Source organism: Paractinoplanes ferrugineus, assembly GCF_016862195.1.
Lineage (GTDB): Bacteria > Actinomycetota > Actinomycetes > Mycobacteriales > Micromonosporaceae > Actinoplanes > Actinoplanes ferrugineus.
This window is the reverse complement of sequence record NZ_BOMM01000074.1, coordinates 54,131-79,742: the sequence shown is the minus strand read 5'-3', so window position 1 is coordinate 79,742 and position 25,612 is coordinate 54,131. Positions and strand designations below refer to the sequence as shown.

At 71.7% G+C, this 25,612-nt stretch carries 27 protein-coding genes; 12 read left to right on the top strand and 15 right to left on the bottom strand.

The genetic code is table 11. From position 1 onward, the window contains the following. Positions 1–780, bottom strand: a 780-nt coding sequence (locus tag Afe05nite_RS38630; protein WP_203822287.1) for a PepSY domain-containing protein, incomplete at its 3' end; no start/stop codon positions are given. A 259-nt stretch (positions 781–1,039) separates the two neighbouring features. After that, positions 1,040–2,383 (bottom strand): APC family permease, encoded by a 1,344-nt coding sequence (locus Afe05nite_RS38625; protein WP_203822286.1) that lies wholly within the window; start codon positions 2,381–2,383, stop codon positions 1,040–1,042. Between the two features lie 48 nt (positions 2,384–2,431). On the opposite strand from Afe05nite_RS38625, the gene Afe05nite_RS38620 reads away from it, so the two are divergent. Beyond that, the gene (locus tag Afe05nite_RS38620) at positions 2,432–2,860 is read left to right on the top strand and encodes a universal stress protein (RefSeq protein WP_203822285.1); all 429 of its coding nucleotides are present in this window, start codon (positions 2,432–2,434) and stop codon (positions 2,858–2,860) included. Positions 2,861–2,957: 97 nt separating this feature from the next. Here the strand turns inward: Afe05nite_RS38620 and Afe05nite_RS38615 are convergent, their stop codons facing one another. The 6 genes from Afe05nite_RS38615 to Afe05nite_RS38590 all read right to left on the bottom strand — a co-directional run bounded on the left by Afe05nite_RS38615 (position 2,958) and on the right by Afe05nite_RS38590 (position 8,498). Beyond that, positions 2,958–3,452 carry a GNAT family N-acetyltransferase gene (locus Afe05nite_RS38615; RefSeq protein ID WP_203822284.1) on the bottom strand — a complete coding sequence of 165 codons (495 nt, stop codon included), beginning with the start codon at positions 3,450–3,452 and terminating at the stop codon, positions 2,958–2,960. A 671-nt stretch (positions 3,453–4,123) separates the two neighbouring features. Continuing rightward, positions 4,124–5,056 (bottom strand): branched-chain amino acid ABC transporter permease, encoded by a 933-nt coding sequence (locus Afe05nite_RS38610; RefSeq protein WP_203822283.1) that lies wholly within the window; start codon positions 5,054–5,056, stop codon positions 4,124–4,126. Continuing rightward, a complete protein-coding gene (locus tag Afe05nite_RS38605) occupies positions 5,053–5,895 on the bottom strand; it encodes a branched-chain amino acid ABC transporter permease (RefSeq protein ID WP_203822282.1) in 843 nt (280 codons plus the stop codon). Before Afe05nite_RS38605 ends, Afe05nite_RS38610 begins: the two co-directional genes overlap by 4 nt. Continuing rightward, positions 5,895–6,548, bottom strand: a complete 654-nt coding sequence (locus tag Afe05nite_RS38600) for an ABC transporter ATP-binding protein (protein ID WP_203822281.1) — start codon at positions 6,546–6,548, stop codon at positions 5,895–5,897. The genes Afe05nite_RS38605 and Afe05nite_RS38600 overlap by 1 nt, the downstream gene beginning before the upstream one ends. Further along, positions 6,545–7,309: an ABC transporter ATP-binding protein gene (locus Afe05nite_RS38595; RefSeq protein ID WP_203822280.1), complete on the bottom strand. Its 765-nt coding sequence runs from the start codon at positions 7,307–7,309 to the stop codon at positions 6,545–6,547. The genes Afe05nite_RS38600 and Afe05nite_RS38595 overlap by 4 nt, the downstream gene beginning before the upstream one ends. 4 nt (positions 7,310–7,313) lie before the next feature. Continuing rightward, a complete protein-coding gene (locus Afe05nite_RS38590; protein ID WP_203822279.1) occupies positions 7,314–8,498 on the bottom strand; it encodes an ABC transporter substrate-binding protein in 1,185 nt (394 codons plus the stop codon). A 67-nt stretch (positions 8,499–8,565) separates the two neighbouring features. Here Afe05nite_RS38590 and Afe05nite_RS38585 point away from each other — a divergent pair, with 67 nt between their 5' ends. After that, the gene (locus tag Afe05nite_RS38585; protein WP_203822278.1) at positions 8,566–9,537 is read left to right on the top strand and encodes a PaaX family transcriptional regulator; all 972 of its coding nucleotides are present in this window, start codon (positions 8,566–8,568) and stop codon (positions 9,535–9,537) included. Here the strand turns inward: Afe05nite_RS38585 and Afe05nite_RS38580 are convergent. Together Afe05nite_RS38580 and Afe05nite_RS38575 are read right to left on the bottom strand one after the other, a co-directional pair. After that, positions 9,521–9,922, bottom strand: a complete 402-nt coding sequence (locus Afe05nite_RS38580; RefSeq protein WP_239118523.1) for a universal stress protein — start codon at positions 9,920–9,922, stop codon at positions 9,521–9,523. The genes Afe05nite_RS38585 and Afe05nite_RS38580 overlap by 17 nt on opposite strands. Before the next feature lie 143 nt (positions 9,923–10,065). Next, complete coding sequence (locus tag Afe05nite_RS38575) at positions 10,066–10,881, bottom strand: MurR/RpiR family transcriptional regulator (RefSeq protein WP_203822276.1); 816 nt, start codon at positions 10,879–10,881, stop codon at positions 10,066–10,068. A 71-nt stretch (positions 10,882–10,952) separates the two neighbouring features. On the opposite strand from Afe05nite_RS38575, the gene Afe05nite_RS38570 reads away from it, so the two are divergent. Both Afe05nite_RS38570 and Afe05nite_RS38565 read left to right on the top strand, forming a co-directional pair. After that, on the top strand, positions 10,953–11,948 hold the full coding sequence (locus Afe05nite_RS38570) for an ornithine cyclodeaminase family protein (protein ID WP_203822275.1): 996 nt from the start codon (positions 10,953–10,955) through the stop codon (positions 11,946–11,948). Further along, positions 11,945–13,441 (top strand): aromatic amino acid lyase, encoded by a 1,497-nt coding sequence (locus Afe05nite_RS38565; RefSeq protein ID WP_203822274.1) that lies wholly within the window; start codon positions 11,945–11,947, stop codon positions 13,439–13,441. Before Afe05nite_RS38570 ends, Afe05nite_RS38565 begins: the two co-directional genes overlap by 4 nt. Here Afe05nite_RS38565 and Afe05nite_RS38560 read toward each other — a convergent pair. Continuing rightward, positions 13,438–14,418 carry a LacI family DNA-binding transcriptional regulator gene (locus Afe05nite_RS38560; protein WP_239118522.1) on the bottom strand — a complete coding sequence of 327 codons (981 nt, stop codon included), beginning with the start codon at positions 14,416–14,418 and terminating at the stop codon, positions 13,438–13,440. The two genes, Afe05nite_RS38565 and Afe05nite_RS38560, sit on opposite strands and share 4 nt — an antisense overlap. Before the next feature lie 105 nt (positions 14,419–14,523). Here Afe05nite_RS38560 and Afe05nite_RS38555 point away from each other — a divergent pair, with 105 nt between their 5' ends. Beyond that, positions 14,524–15,399: an amidohydrolase family protein gene (locus Afe05nite_RS38555; RefSeq protein ID WP_203822272.1), complete on the top strand. Its 876-nt coding sequence runs from the start codon at positions 14,524–14,526 to the stop codon at positions 15,397–15,399. Then, positions 15,396–15,863, top strand: coding sequence for a cysteine dioxygenase (locus tag Afe05nite_RS38550; protein WP_203822271.1), 468 nt, complete (start codon positions 15,396–15,398; stop codon positions 15,861–15,863). The genes Afe05nite_RS38555 and Afe05nite_RS38550 overlap by 4 nt, the downstream gene beginning before the upstream one ends. On the opposite strand, the gene Afe05nite_RS38545 is transcribed toward Afe05nite_RS38550, so the two are convergent. Next, positions 15,846–17,282, bottom strand: coding sequence for an aromatic amino acid lyase (locus Afe05nite_RS38545; RefSeq protein WP_203822270.1), 1,437 nt, complete (start codon positions 17,280–17,282; stop codon positions 15,846–15,848). The two genes, Afe05nite_RS38550 and Afe05nite_RS38545, sit on opposite strands and share 18 nt — an antisense overlap. A gap of 112 nt (positions 17,283–17,394) precedes the next feature. Between Afe05nite_RS38545 and Afe05nite_RS38540 the strand changes: the two genes are divergently transcribed. The 5 genes from Afe05nite_RS38540 (at position 17,395) to Afe05nite_RS38520 (ending at position 21,224) form a co-directional block, all read left to right on the top strand. After that, positions 17,395–18,399 carry an ABC transporter ATP-binding protein gene (locus Afe05nite_RS38540; protein WP_203822269.1) on the top strand — a complete coding sequence of 335 codons (1,005 nt, stop codon included), beginning with the start codon at positions 17,395–17,397 and terminating at the stop codon, positions 18,397–18,399. Next, the gene (locus Afe05nite_RS38535; protein WP_203822268.1) at positions 18,396–19,046 is read left to right on the top strand and encodes an ABC transporter permease; all 651 of its coding nucleotides are present in this window, start codon (positions 18,396–18,398) and stop codon (positions 19,044–19,046) included. The genes Afe05nite_RS38540 and Afe05nite_RS38535 overlap by 4 nt, the downstream gene beginning before the upstream one ends. Continuing rightward, on the top strand, positions 19,016–19,690 hold the full coding sequence (locus tag Afe05nite_RS38530; RefSeq protein ID WP_239118521.1) for an ABC transporter permease: 675 nt from the start codon (positions 19,016–19,018) through the stop codon (positions 19,688–19,690). Before Afe05nite_RS38535 ends, Afe05nite_RS38530 begins: the two co-directional genes overlap by 31 nt. A gap of 12 nt (positions 19,691–19,702) precedes the next feature. Then, the gene (locus Afe05nite_RS38525) at positions 19,703–20,626 is read left to right on the top strand and encodes an ABC transporter substrate-binding protein (protein WP_203822267.1); all 924 of its coding nucleotides are present in this window, start codon (positions 19,703–19,705) and stop codon (positions 20,624–20,626) included. A 397-nt stretch (positions 20,627–21,023) separates the two neighbouring features. Continuing rightward, positions 21,024–21,224 carry a DUF6767 domain-containing protein gene (locus Afe05nite_RS38520; protein WP_203822266.1) on the top strand — a complete coding sequence of 67 codons (201 nt, stop codon included), beginning with the start codon at positions 21,024–21,026 and terminating at the stop codon, positions 21,222–21,224. Here the strand turns inward: Afe05nite_RS38520 and Afe05nite_RS44880 are convergent. Together Afe05nite_RS44880 and Afe05nite_RS38510 are read right to left on the bottom strand one after the other, a co-directional pair. After that, positions 21,214–22,398 carry a GPGG-motif small membrane protein gene (locus tag Afe05nite_RS44880; protein ID WP_203822265.1) on the bottom strand — a complete coding sequence of 395 codons (1,185 nt, stop codon included), beginning with the start codon at positions 22,396–22,398 and terminating at the stop codon, positions 21,214–21,216. The genes Afe05nite_RS38520 and Afe05nite_RS44880 overlap by 11 nt on opposite strands. Beyond that, positions 22,395–22,802, bottom strand: a complete 408-nt coding sequence (locus tag Afe05nite_RS38510) for a hypothetical protein (protein WP_203822264.1) — start codon at positions 22,800–22,802, stop codon at positions 22,395–22,397. Before Afe05nite_RS38510 ends, Afe05nite_RS44880 begins: the two co-directional genes overlap by 4 nt. A 214-nt stretch (positions 22,803–23,016) precedes the next feature. Between Afe05nite_RS38510 and Afe05nite_RS38505 the strand changes: the two genes are divergently transcribed. Then, positions 23,017–24,612: a glycosyl hydrolase gene (locus Afe05nite_RS38505; RefSeq protein WP_203822263.1), complete on the top strand. Its 1,596-nt coding sequence runs from the start codon at positions 23,017–23,019 to the stop codon at positions 24,610–24,612. Here Afe05nite_RS38505 and Afe05nite_RS38500 read toward each other — a convergent pair whose 3' ends face one another. After that, positions 24,613–25,602, bottom strand: coding sequence for an LLM class flavin-dependent oxidoreductase (locus Afe05nite_RS38500; RefSeq protein WP_203822262.1), 990 nt, complete (start codon positions 25,600–25,602; stop codon positions 24,613–24,615). Positions 25,603–25,612: the final 10 nt, after the last annotated feature.

Below are 25,612 nucleotides of genomic sequence, written 5' to 3'. Positions count from 1 at the left end.
ACCGGTCTCCCGGTTGGTGCCGACGCCGTTGCCCCACACGTTGTCCGGCCCGGAGAAGGTCGCCCGGCCGGTCACGTTCTGCGCCTTGATCGTCGTGTGTGCCGGGTCCTGCATCAGATAGGTCGAGCCGGACAGGGTGGTGTCGATCGAGACCGGGCCGTAGATCCAGCCGTTGCCGGAGCCGGCCACGTTCATCACGTGCTCCGTCGAGCCGAGCACCTTGCCGGTGACCGCGTCCACGTCGACCGACAGCCGGCTGACGCCGTCCGCGCCGGTCCCGTTGATCGTCGACTGCCAGGCCAGGCGCGCGGCGGCACCCTCGGCGGCGACCACGACGAGCTTCGTGCCCTCGACCGACTTGACCGACTTCAGCTGCTTCTTGGCCGTGGCCAGGGCGGCCGCCTCGGAGATCTTCGGGGTCACGGAGAGGTCGCCGATGGCGTTGGTCTGCGCGACCGACGTGTACGTGACCTTGCCGACGGCGTCGGTGGCGACCACGAAGTCGCCGCCCTCGACCGGCAGGCCCTTGTAGGTCCGCGTGAACGGAACGTAGTTGACGCCGGCGGACGAGACCACGGCGTGCCGCTGGAACGTGTCCATCCCGCTCACGTGCAGGAACGAGGGCTTCGAGGCAACCAGGGCGTCGGCCCCGTCGGCGGCGGCGACCAGCGGCGACACGGCGGATTGCACCAGGGGCTGGGCGCTGGCCGGCCCGGCGACCAGTGCCGTGGCGACCGCGGTCGCGGTCCCGACAGCGATGGCCAGGGGGGTTCGGATCATCACGCGTACTCCTTCTCGACTCCGGAGCGGCGAAAGTCGACGCGTCCGGTGGCACTGCCGCGACGTTATCGATTACGCTCGATCACCAAAATAGGGAAAACCCTTGTCTGTGATTTTCCTGTGCCATTTGAAATGATCGATGATCCAGTGACCGCATAGACGTCGTCCCGCCGACAGGACGAAACAAAAGATTGCTATGGCCCCGGTTGGCCGAGTGCGAGATCGACACGTCGAGCGAGTTCCGGCCGGCACGCGGGATCTACCGCCGGCGCCGCCAGAGATAGGTGATCAGCCACAGCACCACTCCGATGGCGAGCAGGATCCCGCCGACCCGGTAGTCGTCCGCGGACCGGCCGGAAAGCGGGCTCGCCAGGTAGGCACAGGCGATCGCGCCCAGCACCGGAATGACGGTGGGCGCCCGGAAATGCCGGTGCTGGACCTGATCGCGACGCAGCACCAGAACCGCGATGTTGACCACGGTGAATACGCAGAGCAACAGCAACGAGGTGGTGCCGCCGAGCGCGGTCAGATCGGCGAACCAGATGAGCCCGAAGGCGATCGCCGTGGTGAAGACGATTCCGACCCAGGGGGTACGCCGGGAATGGTGCACCCGGCCCAGGACACCCGGGAGGACCCCCTCGTTCGCCATTCCGTAGAGAAGCCGGCTCGCCATCAGCATGTTGATCAGAGCGGAATTGGCGACCGCGAACATGGTGATGAACGCGAAGATCCAGAGCGGGAAGCCGGCCGCCCCCGCCTCCACCACCTTGAGCAGCGGAGCGTCCCCCTCGCCCAGGTCCGCGGGGGCGACGAGAGCCACCGACGAGATGGACACGAGCACGTAGATGACACCGGTGATGCACAGCCCGGTCAGCATCACCTTCGGGAAGATCCGGACCGGGTCCTTGGTCTCCTCGGCCATGTTCACCGAGTCCTCGAAGCCGACCATGGCGAAGAACGCGAGCGCCGTCGCGGCGGTCACCGAGAAGAAGGCGCTCTCCCCGTCGGCCGCGTGGAAGTCGGTGAGCCGGGACAGGTCGCCGTTGCCGCCACCCAGCGCCCACGCCCCGATGCCGATCACGATGAGCAGGCCGGACAGCTCCACACAGGTCAGCAGCACGTTGAGCTTGACGCTCTCGCCGACGCCCCGGAAGTTGATCAGGCCGACCAGCGCCATGAACCCGAGCGCCACCGCGGTCAGCGCCGCCCCCTCGCCCAGCGACAGGTCGAACGCCTCGGCGAAGTTGCCGGCGAACGCCTTCGACGCGCTGGACGCCGAGGTCAGCCCCGAGCACATCACCGCGAACGTGACGATGAACGTCAGGAAGTGGATGCCGAACGCCTTGTGCGTGTAGAGGGCGGCGCCGGCCGCCCGCGGATACTTGGTGACGAGCTCCAGATAACTGAACGCGGTGAGCAGCGCGACCACGAACGCGATCAGGAACGGCAGCCACACCGCCCCGCCCACCTCGTTCGCCACCCGCCCGGTGAGCGCATAGACGCCGGTGCCGAGAATGTCGCCGACCACGAAGAGGAGCAGCAGGCCAGGGCCCATCACCCGGTTGAGGGACGGGGGTTCGCGCACTGTCGCCGTCTCTGCCATGCCGCGAGCGTATCGACGGAACGCGCTCGGACGGTAATACTGCGTGACATGCGCATCGTCGTCGCCGCGAAGCCGGATGCCGATCAACCATGGGTCGCCGACGCGGTGACCAGCCTCGTCAAGCAGACCGGGGCGTCGGTCGCGGTGGTCGCCGCCGACGAGATCCAACTCGAACGGCTGGCCTCGGTCCCCCGTACGGTCTTCACCGAGAAGGCCCGCGCCGCCACCGAACGGATGGCCCGCCACCTGGCCGCGGCCGCGGTCGACGCGGAGACCGCCGTACTACCCGGTCGCGCCGTGCCGGCCATCCTGGACTTCGCCGAGAAGCAGGGCGCCGACCTCATCGTGGTCGGCTCGAGCAGCCGCCCCGCCGTCGCCGAACGCCTGCTCGGCAGCGTCCCCCTGGACCTGCTCAAACACTCGTCCCGCCCGGTCCTGGTGGTGACCCACCCGCACCACTCGACCGGCCCGTCCTGATCCGACACCCGCCCGCCCTGCACCGCCCGCCCTGCACCGCCCGCCCTGCACCGCCCGCCCTGCACCGCCCGCCTGAGGCAGCACCGGGCCGGTCAGGTCACGTCAGTTCGCCGGCCAGCAGGTCCATCAGCAGACCGTCGTGCCAGGTGCCGTCCGGGGAACGCTCGTACTGCCGCATCACCCCGACCGGCCGGAACCCGACCTTGGCATAGCACCGGATCGCCGCCCGGTTGTCGGCCGCCGGGTCGATCACCAGGCGATGGTGGCCGACGACGTCGATGAGGTGCCGGGCCAGCGTGCGAACCGCGTCCGCGCCCAGCCCCCGGCCGTGCACCGCGGGCGAAAGGTAGATGTCGATGCCGGCGTGCCGATAATCGGGGTCCTTCTCGGCACTCCACTGGATGGCGCCGACGACCCGGCCACCGAACTCGACGGCGAGCACCTGACAATCCGGGTCCGCGAGCCCTTCGGCCACGTCGCCGTCGCCCCACCGGGCGTACACCTCCGGCGTCGCCCTGATCGCCGCGAGCTCCGAGACGTCACCCTGGACCGCCGGCCGCAGCCGCACCAACTCGCCCGCCAGCTCAGTCATCCCCGCACCGCCCCACCCTGGAATCCTTCCACATCCCGCCAAGCCCTCCGCAGGATTGCCGCCGAGGGCGCCCTATCCATCACGTGGGACCGCGAGTCCGCAGATTGAGAAGTCGGTCCCCGCTCCACGACTTTCCCGGCATTTCGTGCTCGCCCGTCCGCAACCTCCTCGAAAGATGGGCCTCTCACGACGCGGCCAGCATGCGAGACGGCTCTCTGCACAGTCCCGCCCGCTGGCAGGCCGGGCCGGGTTCACCCGCCCAGTCAGCTCCGCCCTCCGAACCCGCCGGAACAGGTACGAGCCGACGCAGACGCCCGCCGCCGGGTGGAGGCGCGGTGCGACTGCGGGGTAGGCGCGGGTGCAGCGGCGCCGACGCAGGTGCGAATGCGCGGGTGCAGCGATCGGCGCGAGTGCACGCGGGGCGGCGGTCGACGGCCGCACAGCGATCAACGCGCGCGGTACAGCCGTCGACGTGGGCGCGGCACGCAGCGTGTCCACCGGTCGGCACCGAGACGCGGGTGCAGCGACCGACACGGGGAGACAACCAGCGCTGGCATTGCGGACGCGGCGGACAGTGGGCGCGGCGGACAGTGGGCGCGGCGGGCGCGGCGGGCGCGGGCGCGGCGGCCCCGGGGGTAACGGGGAGGACCGGGGAGGTGGGAGGGCGCGCTTCAGGGGGACTTTCGCAAGGACGGGACGATGCCTCTGGGGACGAACAGCACGACGGCGATCAGGAGCAGGGCGTATACGGCGTAGGAGAGCACGCTCGGGGCGTAGCTCGGCATGCCGGGCTGGGTGGCGAGGGTGGTCAGGAGCTGTACCACCACGGTGACGAGCGCGGCGCCGAGCAGGGCGCCGCCGACACTGCCGAGTCCTCCCACGACTGCCATCACGACGTACTCGATCGACAGCAGCACCGGGAACGAGCCGGGCGCGAGATATCCGAGGAAGAACGAGTAGATGCCGCCGGCGAGGCCGGCGAAGGCCGCCGAGACGGCGAAGACCAGCAGCCGGTACGCGCCGACCGGGACACCGCTCGCTTCGGCGGCGGCCTCGCCGGTGGCCAGGGCGCGTAGTCCGCGGCCCACCCGGGAGTGCACCAGGTGGTACGCGATGAGGCTCACCAGGAGGACGCCGACCAGCACCACGTAGGCGTAGTCCATGTCGTCGTCGAGCTCGAAGCCCCCGATCGACAGGTAGGGCAGGCCCTGGAGGCCGACGGCGCCGCCCGCCCAGTCCGCGTCGCCGAGCACCGACAGGAGGATGAGCTGGAGCGCGAGGGTGGCGAAGGCGAGTTGGTGGCCGCGCAGCCGCAGGATCGGCACGCCGACCACGACGGCGGCCAGGCCCGCGGCGATCGGGGCGGCGGCGAGGGCGAGCAGCGGCGGCGTGTGGTGCAGGGCGAGCAGACCCGAGGTGTACGCCCCGATCGCCGTGAACGAGGCCTGCCCCAGCGAAACCTGACCGGCGTACCCCATCAGGAGGGACAGCCCTACCACCGTCATGGCCGACAGGCCGAGCAGGACGAACGTGGTCAGCTGCCCCGGGGTGAGCAGGAGGGGGACGGCGGCCACGACCGGGACGCCGAGGTAGGCCCACTTCATGCCGCCTCCAGCACGTCACGCCGCCCGGCCCGCGCGACCAGCACGGCCAGCATGAAGATCAGCGCCACCTCGCTCTGGTACGAGGTGGACAGGTATCCGCCGACCAGGGTCTGCACGACGCCCAGCAGCAGTCCGCCGGCCAGGGTGAGGCCCGGCCGGGTGAGGTTGCCGAGGATTGCCGCCGAGAAGCCGCTGACCACCAGGGCGACGTCGCTGTCGAACGAGACCTGCTGCACCGGTGTGATCAGCACGCCGGCCAGGCCGCCGAGCGCCCCGCCGAGGGCGAACGCGAGCAGCCCCATCCGGGTCACGTCGATGCCGACGATCCGGGCCGCGTAGGGGTCGGCGGCGGTCGCGGTCAGCGCCCGCCCGAGGTCGGTGCGGGCGAACAGCAGCGCGGTGGCTCCGAGCACCACCGCCGTCACCCCGATGATGAGCAGGTAGTGCTTCTGGATCCCGCCGACGGAGCCCGGGATCCCGTCGAACGACCTCGGTTGGTCCCCCCACAGGAGGATCTCCACCGCGTACGCGAAGACGCCGAGCCCGAGGGTGACGATGAGCGCCGATTGCGCTGTGGTTCCGGGTTTGCCGGTGGCGACCAGGCCGACGATCAGCCCGATCACCCCGGCGAGCAGGACGGCGAGCGTCTCGGCGAAGCCGTGCGGGAGGCCGGCCGCGAGCAGGGTGGTGACGGTGAGCGCGGCGAACACGCTGAAGCTGCCCTGCGCGAAGTTGACCACCCGGGTGACCCGGTAGATGACGACGAGGCCGCTGCCGGTGAGTGCGTAGGCGCAGCCGATCCCCACCCCGGTGACGAGATATTGCGCCAACTCCCCCATCACGCCTCCAGGCCCAGGTAGGCGGCCGCCACCTGGGGGCTGCCGGCCAGGTCGGCGGCGCTTCCCTCGGCGACGATCCGGCCCGCCTCGAGGACGTACGCCCGGGTGCAGAGCTCCAGCGCGAGCCTGGCGTTCTGTTCGATGAGCAGGACCGCGAGCCCGTCCCGATGGCGTTCGCGCAGGTTGTCGGCGAGATGCCGGACGACGAGCGGGGCGAGGCCCAACGACATCTCGTCGATGACGAGCACGTCGGGGCGGGCCATCAGCGCCCGGCCGAGCGCGACCATCTGCTGCTGCCCGCCGGAGAGCCGCCCGGCCGGTCGCCGGCTCAGCGGTTCGAGCTCGGGGAGCAGTTCGTAGATGTGGCCGGTGTCCCGGTTCTTGGCCCGCCACGCGCCGAGCCGCAGGTTGTCGTCGACGGTCAGCGGCGTGAAGAGGTGGCGCCCCTCCGGGACGAGCGCGAGCCGCCCGTCCACCCGGATCTTCCCGGCGGCCGGCCGCAGGAGGCCCGCCAGCGCGTTGACCAGGGTGGACTTGCCGGCCCCGTTCGGGCCGATCAGCGCGACCAGCTCCCCCGCCGCGACGGTGAGGCTCACCCCGTCGAGGGCGGTCGCCGCCCCGTACCGCACGACCAGGTCCTCGACCCGGATCACCGCGGACCGCCCAGGTACGCGGTGATCACGGCCGGGTCCTCGCGGATCTCGGCGAACGTGCCGTGCGCGATCACCCGGCCGAGGTCCAGGACGGTCACCCGGTCGGCCAGCCGGGCGACGAAGGCGACGTCGTGCTCGACCAGCAGGATCGACAGGCCGTCGGCGCGCAGCTGTTCGATCAGGGTGGCCAGGGCCGTACGTTCCGGGCCGCGCAGACCGGACGCCGGTTCGTCGAGCAGCAGCAGCCGGGGGCCGCCGCACAGGGCGCGCGCCACCTGCAGGGCGCGCTGCTGACCGAGCGGCAGGGCGGCGGCGGGCCGGTCCGCCCACTCGGTCAGTCCGGTCCGGGCGAGCGCGTCGGCGGCCAGCGCGCGGATCGTCACCTCGTCGCGGCGGTGGCGGGGCAGCCGGAGGATCGCCGCGACCGGACCGGCCCGGGTCACCGCGTGCGCGCCGACCATGACGTTCTCGGTGACGCTCAGGTTGTGGAACACCGGGGAGTCCTGGAACGCGATCGCGATGCCGCGCCGGGCCCGCCGGTGCGGGGCGAGGCGGTCGATGCGCCGGCCGTCGTAGCCGATCGTGCCGGCGGTGGCGATCAGCTGGCCGCCGATCAGTTTGAACAGGGTGGACTTGCCGGCGCCGTTGGGGCCGATCACGGCGTGCGTCTCGCCCGCGCGAACGTCGAGGTCGACGTCGCGCAGGGCGTAGACGCCGCCGAACCGCCGGGTGGCGCCGGTGACGGTCAGCAGGTCGGGCACGTGGTCACCGGCCGGCGACCGCGGCCAGTTTTTCCTTGGCCCAGTCGGTGGCTCGGAAGGCGCCGCCCTGCACGACGTTTATCGAGATGTAGTCGGCGGTCAGTCCGGCGTGGTCGGTCGCGGTGTAGTGGTAGGTGCCGTTCGGCGTGGTCAGGGACAACCCTTCGAACGCCGCCTGGATCTTGCCGGGATCGGTGCCGCCGGCCTTCTTGACCGCCTCGGCGAGCAGCTTGAAGCCGGTGTAGCCGTCGGCGGCGAACTGCGGCGGCGGATAGCCGTGCTGGGTCGTGAACGGCTTGGCCATCTCGTCGATCGCGGTCTTCTGCGGGCCGGCCGGCAACGCGTCCCCGACCACCGCGATCGAGCTGGCCACGTGGACGCCCTCGGCGGCCGCGCCGGCCGGTTTCAGCCACAGCGTGCTGGCCTGCGCGCCGGTGAACATCAGCGGAAGGCGGACCCCGGACGTGGCGTACTGCTTGACGAAGGCGACGGCCGGTGCGCCGGTCGCCCAGACGGTGATCGCTTGCGCGCCGGCCGCCTTGAGGTTGTTGAGGACCGCACTGAACTCGGTGGTGGACGTCTGGAACTGCTCGTCCGCGACCAGCGTGATCCCGTACCGGCCGGCTTCGGCCTGCATCCCTTTGGCCCCGGCGTTCGCATAGGAGCTGCGGCTGTCGTGCGCGACGGCCACCTTGGTGATCTTCTGCGACTGATAGAACTGCAAGATCCGATCGGCGTACGTCGCGGACGTGGCGGGCACGACGAAGACGTACGGATGGATCGGGTTGATCTGCTCGTCCGCCGGTGTCAGCGAGACGTACGGGATCTTGGCCCGGTCCACCTGCGGGATCGTGGCGAGGGCGGAGTTGGAGAACGGTGAGCCGATCACCGCGACCACGCCGCTGCTCTTGAGCTCGTTGAAGGCCAGGACGGACTGTTCGGGTTGGCTCTTGTCGTCGCGGACGTTCAGTTCGACCTTGCGGCCGAGCAGGCCGCCGGCGTCGTTGAGTTGCTGGGCGGCCAGCTCCACCGACTTCTTGTCCTCGCTGCCGAGCGGGGCGTAGTTGCCGGTCAGCGAGACGATCAGGCCGATCTTGAGCGCTTCCTCGGTGGTGTCGCCGGCGCCCTTGCTGCAGGCCGCGGCCAGCAGAACCAGGAGCGTGGCTAGGGATGCGGAGAGACGTCGCATGAGTACCTCCGTGTACTCAGGAGCGGGTGTCGTCAAGTTAGGCGCTATTTTGACGCTGGTCAATAAAATGCCCTACGTCACCGCACATGACGCCAACACCGCCGGTAGCGTCGGCCAGGTGCCCCCGTCCCCCGCCGCCTCCGCGATCATGCTGACCTTCCTGGGCGACCACGTCCTCGACCGCGACGTGTGTGTCTACTCCGGAAGCGTCATCGAGGTGCTCGCCCGCGCCGGGGTGTCCGCCGAGGCCACCCGCTCGACGCTGACCCGGATGACCGGCCGCGGCCTGCTGCGGCGGCAGCGGCACGGCCGGCGCATGTACTTCGGACTGACCCCGCGCTCGATCCGCATCCTGCGCGACGGCTCGGTGCGGCTGTGGCAGACCGGAGCCGTCAACCGCGACTGGGACGGCACCTGGACCCTGCTCGCGTTCTCGCTGCCCGGCGAACGCCGACGCGAGCGCCACGACCTGCGCGCGTCGCTGTCGTGGGCGGGTTTCGGCCCGGTGCAGGGCGGATTGTGGATCGCTCCCGGCCGGCCCGACGTCGGCGAGCTCGGCCTGAGTTCGCACATCCGGGTCTTCCACGCCCGGGCCGACCCCTCCACCGACGTGCCCGAGATGATCGCCGGGGCCTACGACCTGCCCGCGCTGGCCGCGCGGTACACCGACTTCCGGTCCCGCTGGGAGTCCTACGACGGCGCCACGTCCGACCCGCTGGCCGCCAAACTGCGCCTGGTCACCGATTGGCTCCAGATCATCCGGCGCGATCCGCGGCTGCCGGTCCAGCACCTGCCGCCGTCCTGGCCGGCCGCCCCCGCCCAGGAGTTGTTCTTCACGCTGAACCGCCGCCTGGCCGGCCCGGCCGCGTCAGCCGCCGCCGGCCTGCTCGAGACAGTCCCCGCCGAACCGCCCCCCACCGCCGAGCCGGCCGCCACCGCCGAGCCTGGGCCTGCCGCCGAGCCTGGGCCCGCCGCCGAGCCGGAGGCCGCCATCGGGCCGGGAAGGGCGGGCCGGGGCGGGTTCAGGGGACGACAGTGACCGGCCAGCGGCCGCTGCGGACCAGTTTGGTGGACAGCGAGCCGGCGATCCGGTGCAGCGTGCGGCACGACTGGCCGACGATCACCGCGTCGGCCCGGACCTGCTTGGCCACGTCGACCAGCTCGGTGTAGGGCTCCCCGTGCCGCACGACGAGGCGCACGTCGACGTCGGAGCGCACCTGCTGGGCGACGAGGAGCCGCAGTTCCCGCTCGACATCGTCATGGGTCGCCATGATCGTGGTGGTCGCGCTCCCGCTGGTGTCGGCGAGCGGGATGAGCGCCGACGGCAGAGCCCGCACATAGACCGCGACCAGCTCGCACCGCTGCCGCCGAGCGAGTCCCAGGGCATAGGCGCCCGCCCGCATCGAGGAATTGGTGCCGTCCACACCGACAACGATCGCGCCGGACCCGCCCATCGACCATCACCACATTTCGTCGCTCTTTCCGGAACGTATCGCGACGATTACCGTTCAGCAATACCTACATGCCCATTGCGAAAGTTTTCCCGCCGGGTAATGCTCCCCGGGCCTCAGGCGTCGTGGATCCAGCGGTCGACCAGGGCCTCGTGGGCCTCCAGGCGCTGCTGGGTGCGCTGCGGGTCGGTCCGGGCGATCTCGTCGAGCAGGCTCATGGCCAGCAGTACGGCGGTAGCGTGCGAGTCGAACACCAGTTCCGAGCTGACCGGGGCGACGAGCAGCACGTCGGCCTCGGCGGCGAACGGGACGAGGGCCGAGTCGGTGAGCACGACCGTGCGCAGGTCCAGCCGGCGAGCCAGGCGCAGGGCGGCCACCGTGGCGGCCGGGTAGCGCGGCATCGCGAAGGTCAGCAGCGCGGTGGCGCCCTGCTGGTGGAGTTCGAGGACGGTGTCGTTGACGGTTCCCGCGTCGGTGCCGAGGGTCACGGCGGGCCGGATCCGCCGCGCGAAATAGCCGAAATATTGAGCCAGGGCGGCGGACGCACGCAGGCCGAGCACGCCCAGTGGGGTCGTCCCGGCCAGCAGGCGGACCGCTTCGCGCATACGGTCGCCGGCCAGCTCGGCCCGCAGGCCGTCCAGGTTGGCGATCTCCCGGTCGACCGCGGTGGACCGCACCGGCCGGCCGCCCGGCCGGGAGTCCAGCACCGCGGCGCGCAGGGCGGCCCGGAACTCGGCGAAACCGGCGAACCCGAGCGCCACCGCGAGCCTCGTCACGGTCGGCTGGCTGACGCCGGTCCGCTCGGCGATCTCGCTCGTCGACTCGAACGCGACGTCCGGGAACATGCCGAGCATCCGTTGCACGATCTGCCGCTGGGTCGGCGAGAGGCGGTGCCGCCGGGCCAGGTCGAGCAGCCAGTCCTCGGCGCGCATCGGCCTCCCTCACGCTTCCCGCTCGGCCCGTTGCGAATTGCTCGAAACACATAGGCTATATGGTGCATGTCATGATTCACCTGCGCTTCCTGTCCGGTCCGGACGTCGACCGCCTGGCCATCACGAACGCGGAGGTCATCGCCGCCGTCGAGGCGGTCGTCGAGGCGCACGGGCGCGGCCTGACCGTCTTCGAGCCGCGTGTGCACCTGGTGCCGGACAACGGCGGCGCCGGCCACTTCAACGTCCTGCGCGGGCACGTCTCACCGCTGAACCTGAGCGGCATCAAGGTCGTCGGCGACTTCGTGCCCAACTACCAGCGCGGCCTGCCGAGCGAACTGGGCCTGCTGACCGCCTACGACCCGAGCACCGGCGTGCCGCTCGCGATCATGGACGCGACCTGGATCACCGAGGTGCGCACCGGGGCGATGACCGCGGTCGGCGCCAAGCACCTCGCCCGCTCCGACGCGAGGATCCTCGGCCACGTCGGCGCCCGCGGCACCGCGTTCAGCAACGTCACCATGCTCGACACGCTCTTCCCGCTCGAGGAGATCCGGGTGACGAGCCGCCGCCCCGAGTCGCGGGAGGCGTTCGCCGCGCGGCTGCGGGAGGTCACCTCGACGCCGGTGCGCGCCGTGGCGACCGCCGACGAGGCGTTCGACCAGGCCGACATCCTCGTCGAGGCGTCGAGGCTGGACGAGCCGACCCCCCTTTTGCGTACGGCGTCCGTGCGCCCCGGCGCTTTCGTCGTTCCGTACGGCACGGTGAGTGCCGTGGAACTGGACCTGCTCGACGTGATGGACAAGGTAGTGGTCGACGACTGGCGCGAGTCCCGCTCCGGCCGGTTCGGTGCCCTGCGAGCCCACGTCGACACGGGTCGGCTCAGCGAGCAGACCCTGCACGCCCAGATCGGGGAGATCGTCAGCGGCGCCAAACCGGGCCGGGAACACCCCGACGAGCGGATCCTCTTCTGGCATCGCGGCCTGTCCATCCTCGACGTGGCGCTGGCCCACCTGATCCTGACCCGGGCCGAGGCCGCCGACGCCGGCACCATGCTGCGCTACCGATGATCGTCATCGACCGCCCCGATCAGCTGGACCGCGCCCTGATCGAGCGGCTGTCCCGCGGCGCCGACCGGCTCACCCTCTCCCCCGCGCTGCTGGCCACCCTGGCCGAGAGCCGCGCCGCCACCCTCGCCGACCTGGCCGCCGACCGCCCGGTCTACGGCGTGAACACCGGCATGGGCGCCATGGCGGGCGTGCGCCTGACCCCCGAGGCCCAGGCCCGCCAGCAGAACACCCTGATGGTCGGCCGCGCCGTCGGTTCCGCCCCCTGGCTGACCCGCCGCCAGTCCCGCGCACTGCTGGCCGCCCGGCTGCGCACCCTGCTGCATCCGGCCGCCGGCGTCTCCCCCGACCTGTGCCGCCACCTGGCCGCCCTGCTGAACGCCGATGTCGTACCCGCGGTCCCCCGGCACGGCGGCGCCGCCGGCGAGATCATCCCGCTGGCCCACGCCGGCGCCGTGCTGGCCGGCACCGGCCAGGTCCTGGACCCGGCCGGCCGGCCGGTCGACGCGACCCCCGCCCTGACCGCCGCCGGCCTGCGGCCCCGCCCGTTCGAGGCGAAGGAGGGGGTGGCCTTCCTCGAGGGCGTCCCCGGCCTGACCGCCCTCACCACGCTGGCCGCCGCCGACGCCCGTACGCTGCTCGGCCAGACCGTCCTCGCGACCGCCGCCGCCCATGCCGTGCTGGGCGCCGGCCATGACCCACTGCACCCGGCGCTGGCGGACAGCCCCGAACTGACCGTGGTCCTGGCCACCCTGCGAGCCCACCTGACCCCGGCCGAGCACGCCGCCCGGGCTCTGCAGGCACCGGTGTCGTTCCGGGTCACCGCGCCGGCGATCGCGGTGGCGATGCGGGCCGTCGGCGCGGTCGAGGAGGCCGCCGACCGGGCGCTGTCCGTCGTCACCGACTCGCCCGCGCATCTCGACGGCCGGTTCGTGGGGACGTTCGGCTTCGCCGGCACCGACCTGGTGGCCACGGCCGCCGCCCTGACCACCGCCCTGATCCACCTCGCCGAGCTCGGCACCGCCCGGCTGCACCGCCTGCTCGACTCGGCCCTGACCGGCCTGCCCCGGCAGCTGTCCGACGCCCCCGGCCTGCACGCCGGCATGGTCACCGTGCACAAACGAGCCGTCGGCGTGACCCATCGGCTGCGCCGTTTCGCCGGCCCGGCCCTGCTGGGCACGATGGAGACGTCGCTCGGGCAGGAGGACGTGCAGAGCTTCGGCTTCGAGGCCGCCGACTGCCTGAACGAGGCGCTCACCGGCCTTCGCGACGTGCTGGCCTGCGAGTTCCTGGCGGTGCACCAGGCCCGGTCGCTGAGCTACCCACCGCCGGTCCTGTCCGCCGGCGCCCGGACCGCCCTCGACGGGATCGCCGCCGTCCTGCCCCCCGGCACCGCCGACCGCCCGTTCGGACGCGACCTGGACGAGATCATCAGCCTGCTCCGGGACGACTGGCAGAGCCCGGCGTTCGCGGGCGGCCGACTCGACCGCCCCTAGCCCCGGGGACCGGCGGTGGAACCGCGGACGATCAGCTCCGGGCGGAACATCGGGACCGGGTCGCGGGGGCCGTCCAGCTGGGCCACGGCGGCTTCCACCATCGCGTCCTCGTCCCACGCCATCGTCGTCAGCGGGGGCTCGACCAGGGCGGCCAGCTGGTGGTCGTCGTAGCCGACCACCGACAGGTCGGCGGGCAGGCGCAGGCCGGCCTGGCGGGCCGCCCGGTAGGTCGCGAAGGCCAGTGAGTCGCTGAGGCAGAACACCGCGGTCGGCCGGTCGGGGCCGGTCAGCAGCGACGCCGCCACCTCGACCGCGTCGGCGGTGGCCGCGGGGGCGGAGACCTCGACCAGCTCGACGCCGGTCGCGGCGGCCACCTCGGCGGCCAGCAGCTGGGCCGGGCGGCCGGGAGTGGTCGGCAGCGCCGGGGCCAGCAGGCCGATCCGGTGGTGGCCCAGCCCGGCCAGATGGGCGAGGGCGGTCTCGACCCCGTAGCGGTTGTCGAACAGCACACTCCCGGAGCCGGGCCGGCTGGTCAGGGCGTCGCCGATGGCCACCACCGCGGTCTCGGGGCCGAGCAGGCGCCAGTAGTCGGCGGTCGGATCCACCGGGGAGACCAGCACACCGTCGACGCGCTGGGCGGCGAACTGCTCGACGATCAGGCGTTCCTGGGCCGGGTCGGCATCGGCGTCGGCGATCGTGGCGTGCCGGCCCCGGCTGCGCAGGGCCCGGGTCAGCAGCACCGAGAAATCCTGCTGCCACAGGTCCCGCAGGGAGCCGCTGACCCCCACCGATCCGGTCCGGCCGCTGGCGAGCGCGCGGGCGATCGGGTCGACCGTGTAGCCGATCTCGACGGCCAGCTCCCGGACCCGGGCGATGGTGGCCGCCGAACCGCGAATGCCACGCAACGCATAGGACGTGGCGGCGAGGGAGAGCCCGGCGGCGTCGGCGAGGTCCTGCAAGGTGCGTCGTCCCGGCACTCGCCCGACAGTAACAGTCCGGTGCATGAGATGGTCTTGTCGTGGTAACCCGGAAGCGCTTCACTCGAGTTTCGAGTGAAGCGCTTCCCCCCGCGAGGACCAGTAATGATCGACTGCCACCAGCACCTGTGGCCGCCCCCTCTGCTCGACGCCCTGCGGCGCCGGTCCGACTTTCCCTACCTGCGGGGCTGGACGCTGCACCTGGCCGGCGAGCCGCCGTTCGAGGTCGACCCGGCCGCCCACGACATCGAGAAGCGGCGCCTGGACCGGGCCGACCGGGTCCTGCTGTCGCTGTCCAGCCCGCTCGGCATCGAATACCTGCCCGATCCCGAGCTCGTCGACGTGTGGCACGAGAGCGCCCTGGAGCTCGGCCGCCCGTTCGAGGTGTGGGCCGCCGCCACCCTGGCCGCCCCGGACCCCGACGGGCTGGCCGCGGTGCTCCGGGAGGAGCGGGTCGTCGGCCTGCAACTGCCGGCGACCGCGCTGGCCGAGCCGGCCGCCATCGAGCGGGCCCGCGACCTGCTCGCCGAGGCGGAACGGGTCGGAAAACCCGTACTCGTGCATCCCGGACCGGCCCCGGCGAAAGCGCAGGCCGATCTCCCGGCCTGGTGGCCCGCCCTGGTTCCCTATGTCTCCCAGCTTCACCAGGCCTGGCTCGCCTGGCACATCGCGGGGCGCCGGCAGCATCCCCGGCTGCGCATCGCGTTCGTCGCGCTGGCCGGCCTGGCCCCGCTGCACCACGAGCGGCTCGGGGCGCGCGGCGGCGAGCTCGGCCCGCTCGACCCGAACGTGTTCTACGAGACGTCGTCCTACGGCACGCGGGCGATCGACGCGATGGTCCGGGTGGTCGGCGTCGACCCCCTGGTGCACGGCTCCGACCGCCCGTACGCCGAATCGGCCGATCCCGGTCTGGGCCGGGCCTTCCGGCACGCGCTGTTCACCGCCAACCCACGCCAGCTTCTGACGGGAGATCGACGATGACTGTTCTCGGCGCGCCGGAACTGCGCCGCTGGGTGGCCGACCTGGCGGCCCGGCCGGAGCAGTGGGAGCACCTGGTCCGGCACGACACCGGCGGGCGGCACTACGCCTCGCTGCACCGCGACAGCGACATCGACGTCTGGGTGCTGTGCTGGAACCTGCGGGACGACACCGGCTGGCACGACCACGACGTGTCCTCCGGCGCGGTCGCGGTGACCCGCGGCGCGGTGTCCGAGGCGACCCCGCGGATGGGCGGCGAGCCGGTGACCCGGGTGGTCAGGGCCGGGCGCACGTTCGGGTTCGGGCCCGACCACATCCATCGGATGGCGGGCGCGATCGACGGCTCGGTGTCGATCCACGCCTATTCACCGCCGCTGTGGCGGATGGGGCAATACTCGATAAGCCCGGCCGGGGTGCTGCGCCGGCGCGCGGTGAGCTACGCCGAGGAGCTACGCCCGCTCGACTAGGGCGGCCAGCTCGGGCAGCAGGCCGGCGGCGCGTTCCAGGTCGGGGCCGAGCGCCCGGTCCGCCATGTCCGGATCGATCACCTGGGCGGCGAGTTCGAAGGCCTCCCGGGCGGCGCCGTCGACGAGCCGGCCGGGGGCCATCCGCAGCGCCCGCACGGCGGCGAGCAGTTCGGCGGCGAGCAGGGTCGGGGCGAGGCCGGTCATCCGGCGCAGCGAGCGGGCGCCCTGGGTGGCGAAGCTGGCGTGCTCCTCGAGGCCGAGCGAGATGGTCAGGGTGCCGGCCGCGACCGCCTGCATGCCGACGCGGATCTCGGTGAGCAGGTCCTGCACGACGTACTCGCCGATCATCAGGCCGGAGCTACCGCTCGGGCCGGCGGCCAGGAACGCCCGCAGGCCGGTCAGGTCGGGGCGCATGAGCAGGCCGAGCCGGGCCGACGAGAGGGACAGCACCGGCAGGAACGCCATCCGGACCGCGTCCAGATGGCTGGCCAGGGTCGCGGTGTGGAACTGGCCGTGGTGGTGCACGCCGTCCGCGGTGACCAGCGGATTCTCCACGGCCGCGTTCAGCTCGGCGGTGAGCACGTCGCGCAGTTCCCGCACCGCGTACAGGGCGGGGGCGGTCACCTGCGGCATCACCCGCAGGCCGAACGGGTCCTGGATGCGCACCGGGGCGGCACAGCCGGACACCATCGAGCGCAGGGTGGCCGCCACCTCGGCCTGGCACGGATGGGCGCGAGCACGGTGCACGCCGGCGTCGTACGCCTCGGGGTTGCCGAGCAGTGCCAGGAAGCTCAGCGCGGCGACCACTATCGACGCCTCGAGCTGGGCCGCGACCCGGTCGAGGGCGAGTGTGGCGATCGCCACCGTGACGGCACTGGAGCTGATCATCGGCAGCGCGTCGGTGTCAGTGATCATGGTCACCGGGCCCGGCCCGGACCGCCAGGGCCGCTCCCCCGCCAGGGTCAGCGCCAGCTCGGCGAGGGCGGCCAGGTCGCCGGTCCCGATCGCGCCCCACGAGTGCAGGGTGGGCAGCGCCCGGTCGCGCAGCGCGAAGCCGAGCGCCTCCGCCACCGGGCGGGAGACCCCGGAACCACCGGCGAGGATCTGATTGAGCCGGGTCGCCATCGCGGCGCGTACGGTCTCGTCGTCCTCCACCGGGCCGACCGCCGCGCAGTGGCTGCGCAGCAGGCGCAGGCCACGCTCGTGGTCGTCGTCGGTGCGCACGTGCCGGTTGGCACCGACCCCGGTGTTGGCCCCGTAGACTGCTCCGGCGGCCCGCGCGTCCTGCAGCACGGCGTGTCGTTGCTCAACGAGCCGTAACGCCGCCGGATCGACGGTGACGTCCGCCTCCCCGGAAGCAACGGCAACCAGATCCGAGACCGTGAGCTGCCGGCCGTCGAGCCGGACTTTTGCGCGCATATCACCGTCACCTAGTTTCAGGAGCGTAAAGGCTCGGCTCGATCGTTTGACATCCTATTCACTACCAATGAAGTATGAATAGCCACATTCACCGAGGTCGCCGGGGAGTTCCATGATCACATTCGACGATGTCGTGAAGGTGTATCCGGGCGGGAGCACCGCCGTCGACCACCTCTCGCTGGAGCTTCCCACCGGGAAGACGACGGTGTTCGTCGGGCCCTCGGGCTGCGGCAAGACCACCTCGCTACGCATGATCAACCGGATGATCCAGCCGACCTCCGGCCGCATCCTCATCGACGGCAAGGACGTCGCGGGCCAGGACGAGGCGGAACTGCGCCGCGGCATCGGCTACGTCATCCAGCACGCGGGGCTCTTCCCGCACCGTACGGTCCTGGACAACGTCGCCACCGTGCCGATGCTGCTCGGCAAGTCCCGCCGGGAGGCCCGCGCCGTCGCCGCGGAACTGCTCGAGCGGGTCGGGCTGGCCACCGAGTTCGCGAGCCGCTACCCCGCCCAGCTCTCCGGCGGCCAGCAGCAGCGCGTCGGCGTGGCCCGGGCGCTCGCCGCCGACCCGCCGGTCATGCTGATGGACGAGCCGTTCAGCGCCGTCGACCCGGTCGTCCGCGAGGGCCTGCACCGCGAGTTCCTGCGCCTGCAGAAGGACCTCGGCAAGACGATCGCGATGGTCACCCACGACATCGACGAGGCGATCAAGCTCGGCGACGTGGTCGTGATCTTCCGGCAGGGCGGCCACCTGGCTCAGGTCGGCACCCCGCAGGAGCTGCTCGAACACCCGGCCGACGAGTTCGTGGCCGAGTTCGTGGGCCGCGACCGGGGGGTGCGCAGCCTGTCCTTCGACAGCGCGGCCGACCTGCCGGTGCGGCCGCTGCCCGCCGACCTGGTGCTCGACGACGCGGGCCGGCCGGCCGGCTGGAGCACCGGCGAGTCCACCGGCGGCACCTTCACCGTCGCCGACTCGCTGCGGCTCGTCACCGACCTGGCGATCAGCTCCCCGGTCGGCATCGCCGTGCGGGTCGACGACCACGGCAAGGCCGACGGGGTGGTGCCGCACCACGACCTGGTCGACCACCTGGCCGCCCGGCGGGGGCGCAAGTGAGCTCCTACCTGTCGAACAACTGGGACACCATCCTGACCGCGCTCCGCCAGCACATCTGGCTCGCGCTGGTCCCGGTGGTGCTCGGCTTCGTCATCGCGCTGCCGATCGGCTACCTCGGCGTGCGCTTCCCCCGGCTCTACCACCCGCTGGTCAACGTGTGCGGGGTGCTCTACTCGATCCCGTCGCTCGCCCTGTTCGTGTTCCTGCCGGTGCTCCTGGGCACGAAGATCCTGTCACCGCTGAACATCGTGGTGGCGCTGACCATCTACACCGTCGCGCTCCTTTCCCGTACGGTCGCCGACGGTCTCCGATCGGTTGATCCGCTCGTGGTGGAATCCGCCACGGCGATGGGCTACCGCAGGCTGCGCCGCCTCGTCGACGTGCAGCTGCCGGTCGCGCTCCCGGTCATCCTGGCCGGCCTGCGGGTCGCCACCGTGGCCAACATCAGCCTGGTCAGCGTGGGCGCGCTCATCGGGGTCGGCGGACTCGGCCAGCTGTTCACCCGCGGCTTCCAGCTCTTCTACCTCGAGCCGATCATCGTCGGCATCGTGCTGTCGGTGGCCCTGGCGGGCATCGCCGACCTGACGATCGTGCTGATCCAGCGGTGGATCACGCCGTGGACGCGCTTCCAGGGGAGGACGGCGTGAACCTGAACTACCTGTTCGACCCGGCCCACTGGAACCTCGAGGACGGCAGCATCCCGCTGCTGATCCTGTCCCACCTCTGGTACGTCGTGCTCGCCCTGATCATCGGCACGATCATCGCGCTGCCGATCGGCCTCTACATCGGCCACACCGGGCGGGGCTCGTTCCTGGCCATCAACGCCGGCAACGCGGGCCGCTCACTGCCGACCCTCGGCCTGCTGATGCTCATGGTCACGCTGCTCGGGCTCGGCCTCACCCCGGTGCTCATCGCCCTCACCGTCCTGGTCATCCCGCCCATCCTGACCTCCGCGTACGCCGGCATGCGCAGCCTCGACCCGCGCGTCGTCGACGCCGCCCGCGGCATGGGCATGCGCCCCTGGCAGGTGCTCACCAAGGTCGAACTGCCGATGGCCCTGCCGGTGCTGATCAGCGGTTTCCGCAGCGCCGCCCTGCAGGTGGTGGCGACCGCGACGGTGGCGGCGGCGGTCGGCCTCAACGGCCTCGGCCGGCTCCTGATCGACGGCCTCGCCGTCAACGACTACTCCCGTGTGCTGGCCGGCGCCATCGTCGTCGCGGTGCTGGCTGTCCTGCTCGACCTCGTTCTGGCGCTCGCTCAGCGCTGGATCGTCTCACCCGGTCTTCGATAGAAAGGCTTTTCGATGCGTACGCGAATAGCAGTTGCCGGACTTGCCGTCCTCTTCTCCCTGGCCGCCTGCGGCGCCAACGACGACCCGCTGAGCAAGGACGCCGGTGGTGGGAGCAGCACCTCCTCGTCCACGGTGACCATCGGCTCGGCCAACTTCGCCGAGAGCGAGCTGCTCGCCGAGATCTACGCCCAGGCCCTCGAAGCCAAGAAGGTGCAGGTCAAGCGCCAGTTCAACATCGGCGCCCGGGAGCTCTACCTGAAGGCGCTGCAGGACGGCTCGATCGACCTGCTGCCCGAGTACAACGGCGCTCTGCTCTCGGCCCTGGCCAAGGGCGGTGCCCCGCAGGGCGTCACCACCCCCGACCAGGTGCTCGCCGAACTCAAGAAGGTGCTGCCGAGCGGCACCGAGGTGCTCGAGCAGTCGGCCGCCGAGGACAAGGACACCCTGACCGTCACCTCGGACACGGCCACCAAGTACAACCTGAAGACCATCGACGACCTCAAGCCGGTCGCGAACCAGCTGACGATCGGTGCCGGCCCCGAGTGGCAGGAGCGCTACCAGGGCCTCAAGGGCCTCAAGGAGCTGTACGGCCTCCAGTTCAAGACCTTCAAGCCGCTTGACGCCGGTGGCCCGCTGACCGTCAACGCCCTCGTCAAGAACCAGATCCAGGTCGGCAACATCTTCTCCACCGACTCGTCGATCGCCACCAACAAGTTCGTCGTGCTCGACGACCCGAAGAACCTCTACCTGGCCGAGAACATCATCCCGCTGATCCGCTCCACCTCGAACAACCCGACGGTCAGCGGCGCCCTCAACGCCGTGTCGGCCAAACTCACCACCGAGAACCTGACGACCTACCTCGCCAAGGTCCAGGTGGACAAGCAGGACACGGCCGCGGTGGCCAAGGCGTTCCTGTCGGAGAACGGCCTTTCCTGACCCGGTACGTCGGCCCGGCGGGGGAACCCGCCGGGCATGACCAGCCACTTCGCACAATGGACCCACGACGTGCAGGCCGAGCGTTGATCAGGTGACGTTCTTCCGCCCGGCCCGCATCAGGTCGAGATAGATCGCCTCGTACCGGTCGACGTGCGCGACGATGTCGACGGCGCCCGCCCGGATGGACTCGTACACCTGCCGGTATTTCTGAGGTCCCGCCGGCGCCGAGGGTGGCCAGGCCGGCGGCGGCGGCGGCGGCCGGGACTGTCCCACCTGGCCGAGGTGCTGCGCAACGAGACCACCCGCCTCGCCGGCGGCTGACGACCCTCCCCCACGGGACCTACGCCCCTGATCCCGCCGCGCGCCGGCGACGAGGCTGGTGGTGGAGGCGATCACCGTGAACGCTCGAGAAACGGACGAGATGTGCCCGCTGCGCCCCGGCGACCAGTGCCGCCTGTGCCAGCTCGGCGCCACCGGCCCGCGCGACTGCCCCCTGGTCTACCTGGTGATGACCGACGACGAGTTGCGGGCGGGGGTGCTCGAGTCGGTCGCGAGATATGAACTGGCCGGCACCTCCGGCACCCCGATCAGCCGGTGAAAAGACTGACGCCGGCCGGCCCGAGGGCGAGCGCCACGACGATCAGCGCGGAGCCCCGGACAAGCCGGCGCCGGCGGAGGGCGAGGACACCCGCGGTGAACACGACGACCGCGAGAATCCAGAGGAGCGGGCCGGCGCCGGGCCCGATCAGGCGAGCTTTGTCGAGGCCCCAGAGGACGAGCATGGTGCCCCAACCGACGAAGCCGACGGTGCCGGCGCCGATGAACGCCTCTTCGGCCAGCGCGCCGCGCCGCTCGGCCGGTGACTCCCGATCCGGCGGCGACAACGGTTCGAGCTGCGGGACCGCCCGTGATCGAGCAGCCGGCCGTGGTCGGTCAGCCGGCCGTGGTCGAGCAGCCGGTCCGGTCGCCGCCGCGACGCGAGGCGGCACCTCAGCTGAGGCCGGAGCCGGAGCCGAGGCCGGAGCCGGAGCCGCGACGCCGGGCGGTGACTCAGCCGGGACGGGTGGCGTGGGGACGCGGGCGAGGAACAGGTTGCCCTCGCGGCTGCCGAGCAGGCGGGGCGTCTGGGCGGCGCCGATCGCGCGGGACCGGTCCAGGACGTACTCGTAGAGGTCGGTGACCGACACCCAGCCGTCGCCGTCGAGGTCGGCCGAACCGTCCCGGAGGCCGTCGACCAGCAGGCGGGTGAAAACCGAGTTCTCCCGGTCCTCGAAGGCGTAACCGAGTTCGTCCGACGCCGCGAGCACGAGCCGCCCCTTGCCCTGCACCGGGAACTGGGCCCGCAGGTGCACCGAGCGATCACCGCGGGCGCCGGCGGCGAGGAAGCGGCCGCTGTAGCAGCAGTCGATGACGAAGACGATCCGGCGGCTGCGGCTGTGCTCGGCGATCTCCATGACGCTGCTGCTCAGCAGGGCCGTCGAGTTCAGGTAGTCCTTCTCGGTGTCGCACCCGGCCAGCCGGAGCCGGCCGTGGTCGTCGAGGAAGCCGTGCCCCGCGAAGTGCAGAAGCAGCAGGTCGTCGCTGTTCGCGGCACGGAAGAACACCTCGACGGCCCGGTGCAGTGCGGCGCTTGTCGGGTTGGTCAGGATCTGCGCCTCGAAGTCGCGCAGCACCCCGGCGACCGCCTCGACGTCGCGGCGGGGCGCGTGCAGATCGGGGATCTGGCTGTCGGTGTAGGTGTCGACCGCGATGAGCAGGGCCCGCGAGGTCATCGGGAATGCCGCTCCACGAACAGGTCGATGAGGCGGTCGGTCTGGGCGTCGGTGGCGCCGTTGATCTCGATCGAGTCGTCGCCGACCACCACCTTGACGGTGCTGCGGGATCGCCGCGACCAGTCGTGCACCAGGCCGGCGAGGGCTCGCAGGTGGGGAAGTACCGGCAGGATCTCGACGAGCAACGCGCCGGCGACCGCCATCTCCCCGCCGCGCGCCCCGACCGGCGGGCCGCCAACAGCGACCGGCGGGCCGGCAACAGCGACCGGCGGGGCGGCAGCGACCGGCGGGGCGGAGAGCGGGCCGGGATGGACGAATGCGGCGTCGAGGCGGCGTAGCTCGGCGCGGAGGTTACGGGCCTGCCGTTCGATCTCGAGCGCATCCCGATCGTGCGCCGAAATCATGATTTTTACGACTAAGGCCCCCGAAGTCATGCAGGCAGGTTAGTAGCGGACAACAAGCAAATGTGTCGTCCTTTCCGGTCGTGTTCGGAGCCGATCATCCGGGCTGCGCCGATGCTGCACCCCATCCGCAATTAACAGACCTTTTGCCGGCCCTCGCGTAGCCGACAGGACTCACCGCCTGATCGAACTCGCCACGTGAAGGACCAGCCCCTCAATGAATCTTCCGCGCGCACTCCGGATCGGCCTGCTGCCGGCCACCGTCACCGCTCTCCTGCTCTCGGCCGCCGCCCCAGCCGGCGCGGTCCCCAAGCCGGCCCCGGCCAAGGTCTCGAAGCAGGCCCCGGCCAAGGCCGCCCCGTCCAAGACCGCCCCGTCCAAGACCGCCCCGGCCAAGGTCAGCAAGCCCACCCCGGCCAAGGTCAGCAAGCCGGCCACGGTCGCCAAGCCGGCGACCGCGAAGGCCACGGCCGGCCGCCTGGCCGCGCTGCAGGTCGCCAAGCAGATCAACTACTACCCGTCGGCCGCCGGGTGGACGAAGATGTGGACGAGCTTCGACGCCCGGACGGTCGACGCCGACCTCGCCCGGGCGCGGGGCATGGGCGCGGACAGCGTACGAGTGATGGTGTTTCCGTCGGTGTTCGGTTATCCGACGCCCAAGCCGGAGTACACCGCCAAGCTCGCCCAGTTCGTGACGACCGCCGCCGGGCACGGGATGACCGTGAAACTCACCCTGTTCGACTGGTGGAACAGCTACGGCGACGTCACCGGCAGCAGCACCTGGGCGTCCGCGATCCTGGCGCCCTACCGCAACGATCCCCGGATCCTGTCGGTCGACCTGCAGAACGAGCTCGACCCGGACAACGCCGCCGCCCTCGCCTGGGCCAAGAGGCTGGTGCCGGCCGTGCAGGCGGCCGCCCCGGCGATCCCGGTCACGGTCTCCTCGAACACCGTCGCCCGGCTGGCCAAGGTCCGGGCGAACCTCACCCTCGACTACTACGACTTCCACCTGTACGGCTATTCGGAGCGCGCGCTGTCCGCGATCCGGCAGGCCCAGGCCGTCGTCGGGTCAGCCGCCCCGCTGGTCGTCGGTGAGACCGGGGTGAGCGCGCTCACCTGGGGCGAGGGCGAGCAGGCCGCGTTCCTGGCCCGGGTGTTCCAGGCGGCCTCGGTGGCCGGCATCAGGTCGGTGGCACCGTGGACGCTCTACGACTTCACCCCGGGCGCGATCCCCGATTCGGCGGTGGCGAAGTCCCCGGGCGAGTACCACTACGGCCTGTACCGCACGGACGGCTCCGCCAAGCCGGCCGCCGCCGTGGTGAAGGCCGCCTGGACCGGCACCGCGTTCCCGGCGAGCGTGCAGGACCTGGGCTTCGAGAACGCCGTGGGGCAGACCCCGTGGCGCTCGTTCATGCCGGAGCTGGGCGTGCCCAGCCTGACCCGGTCGGCGGCGCACTCCGGCAGCTGGTCGGTGAGCCTGTCGGGCACCGGCAAGGCGTCCGCCGGCCTGCCGTCCTACCGGCTCAACCCGGTCACCGCGGTGCAGCCCGGCCAGAAGTGGCACGCCGAGGTGTGGGCCCGCGGCAACGCCGCGACCGGCACCACGCAGATCGCGCTGAGCTGGTTCGACGCGAACGACAAGTGGCTCGGTGGGCAGGGCTCGGCGCTGCTGGCGAACGGGACTACCGGCTGGACGAAGCTGGCCGTCGACGGCACCGCCCCGGTGGGCGCCGCGAGCGTTCAGGTGCACCTGAAGTCGGGCGCCAACACCGGAACGGTGTGGTTCGACGACGTCGCGATGTCGGTCGCCTGATCAGCCGCCCATCGCGGCGCTGGTCAGCTCGATCGAGCGGATCCGGTGGTCGGTCTCCGGCGCCTGGTGGGTCGTGATGAGCTCGTCGGCCTGGCACCCCTCGGCGAACGCGAGCAGGTAGTCGCGGACCTCCGACGGGGTGCCGACCGCCGTGTAGCGGGTCATCGCGGCCAGCTGGGCGCCGTTCGGCGAGGCCAGGAACGCGTCGATCTCGGCGTCGGTGAAGTTGTGCGCCAGCGGCCCCCGGGTCAGGAACGCCCGGGTGCGGGTGCGGTAGGCGACCTCCTTCTGCTTGGCGGCCAGGTCACCGTCCTCGGCGGCGAAGACATTCACCCCGGCGATGACGTACGGCCGGTCCAGCTGCCCGGACGGCTGGAACGTCTCCCGGTAGATCTGCACGGCCTGGTGCAGCAGGTCGGGCGCGAAGTGCGAGGCGAACGCGTACGGCAGGCCCAGCTGGGCGGCCAGCCGGGCGCCGAACAGCGACGACCCCAGGATGTAGAGCGGCACCACCTCGTCGGCGCGCGGCACCGCCTGCACGCCCGGCACCAGCGAGTGGCCGGCGAGGTAACCCTGCAACTCGAGCACGTCGTCGGGGAAGGTGTCGGCGGTGGCCGGGTTGCGCCGCAGGGCGTGCATCGTGTTCTGGTCGCTGCCGGGCGCGCGGCCCAGCCCGAGGTCGATGCGGCCGGGGTGCAGGGTGGCGAGCGTGCCGAACTGTTCGGCGATCACCAGCGGGGAGTGGTTGGGCAGCATGACGCCGCCGGCCCCGAGCCGAATCGACTCGGTGTGGTCGGCGATGTGCCCGATGAGCACGCTGGTCGCCGAGGAGGCGATCGACGGCATGTTGTGGTGTTCGGCATACCAGACGCGGCGGAATCCGCTGCGCTCGGCGGCGCGGGCAAGCTCGACGGAGGCCGCGAAACTGCCCCGCACCGATGTTCCGTGCTGCACCGAGGCAAGGTCGAGCAGCGAAAGAGCGAGTGACATGGAACCGAAC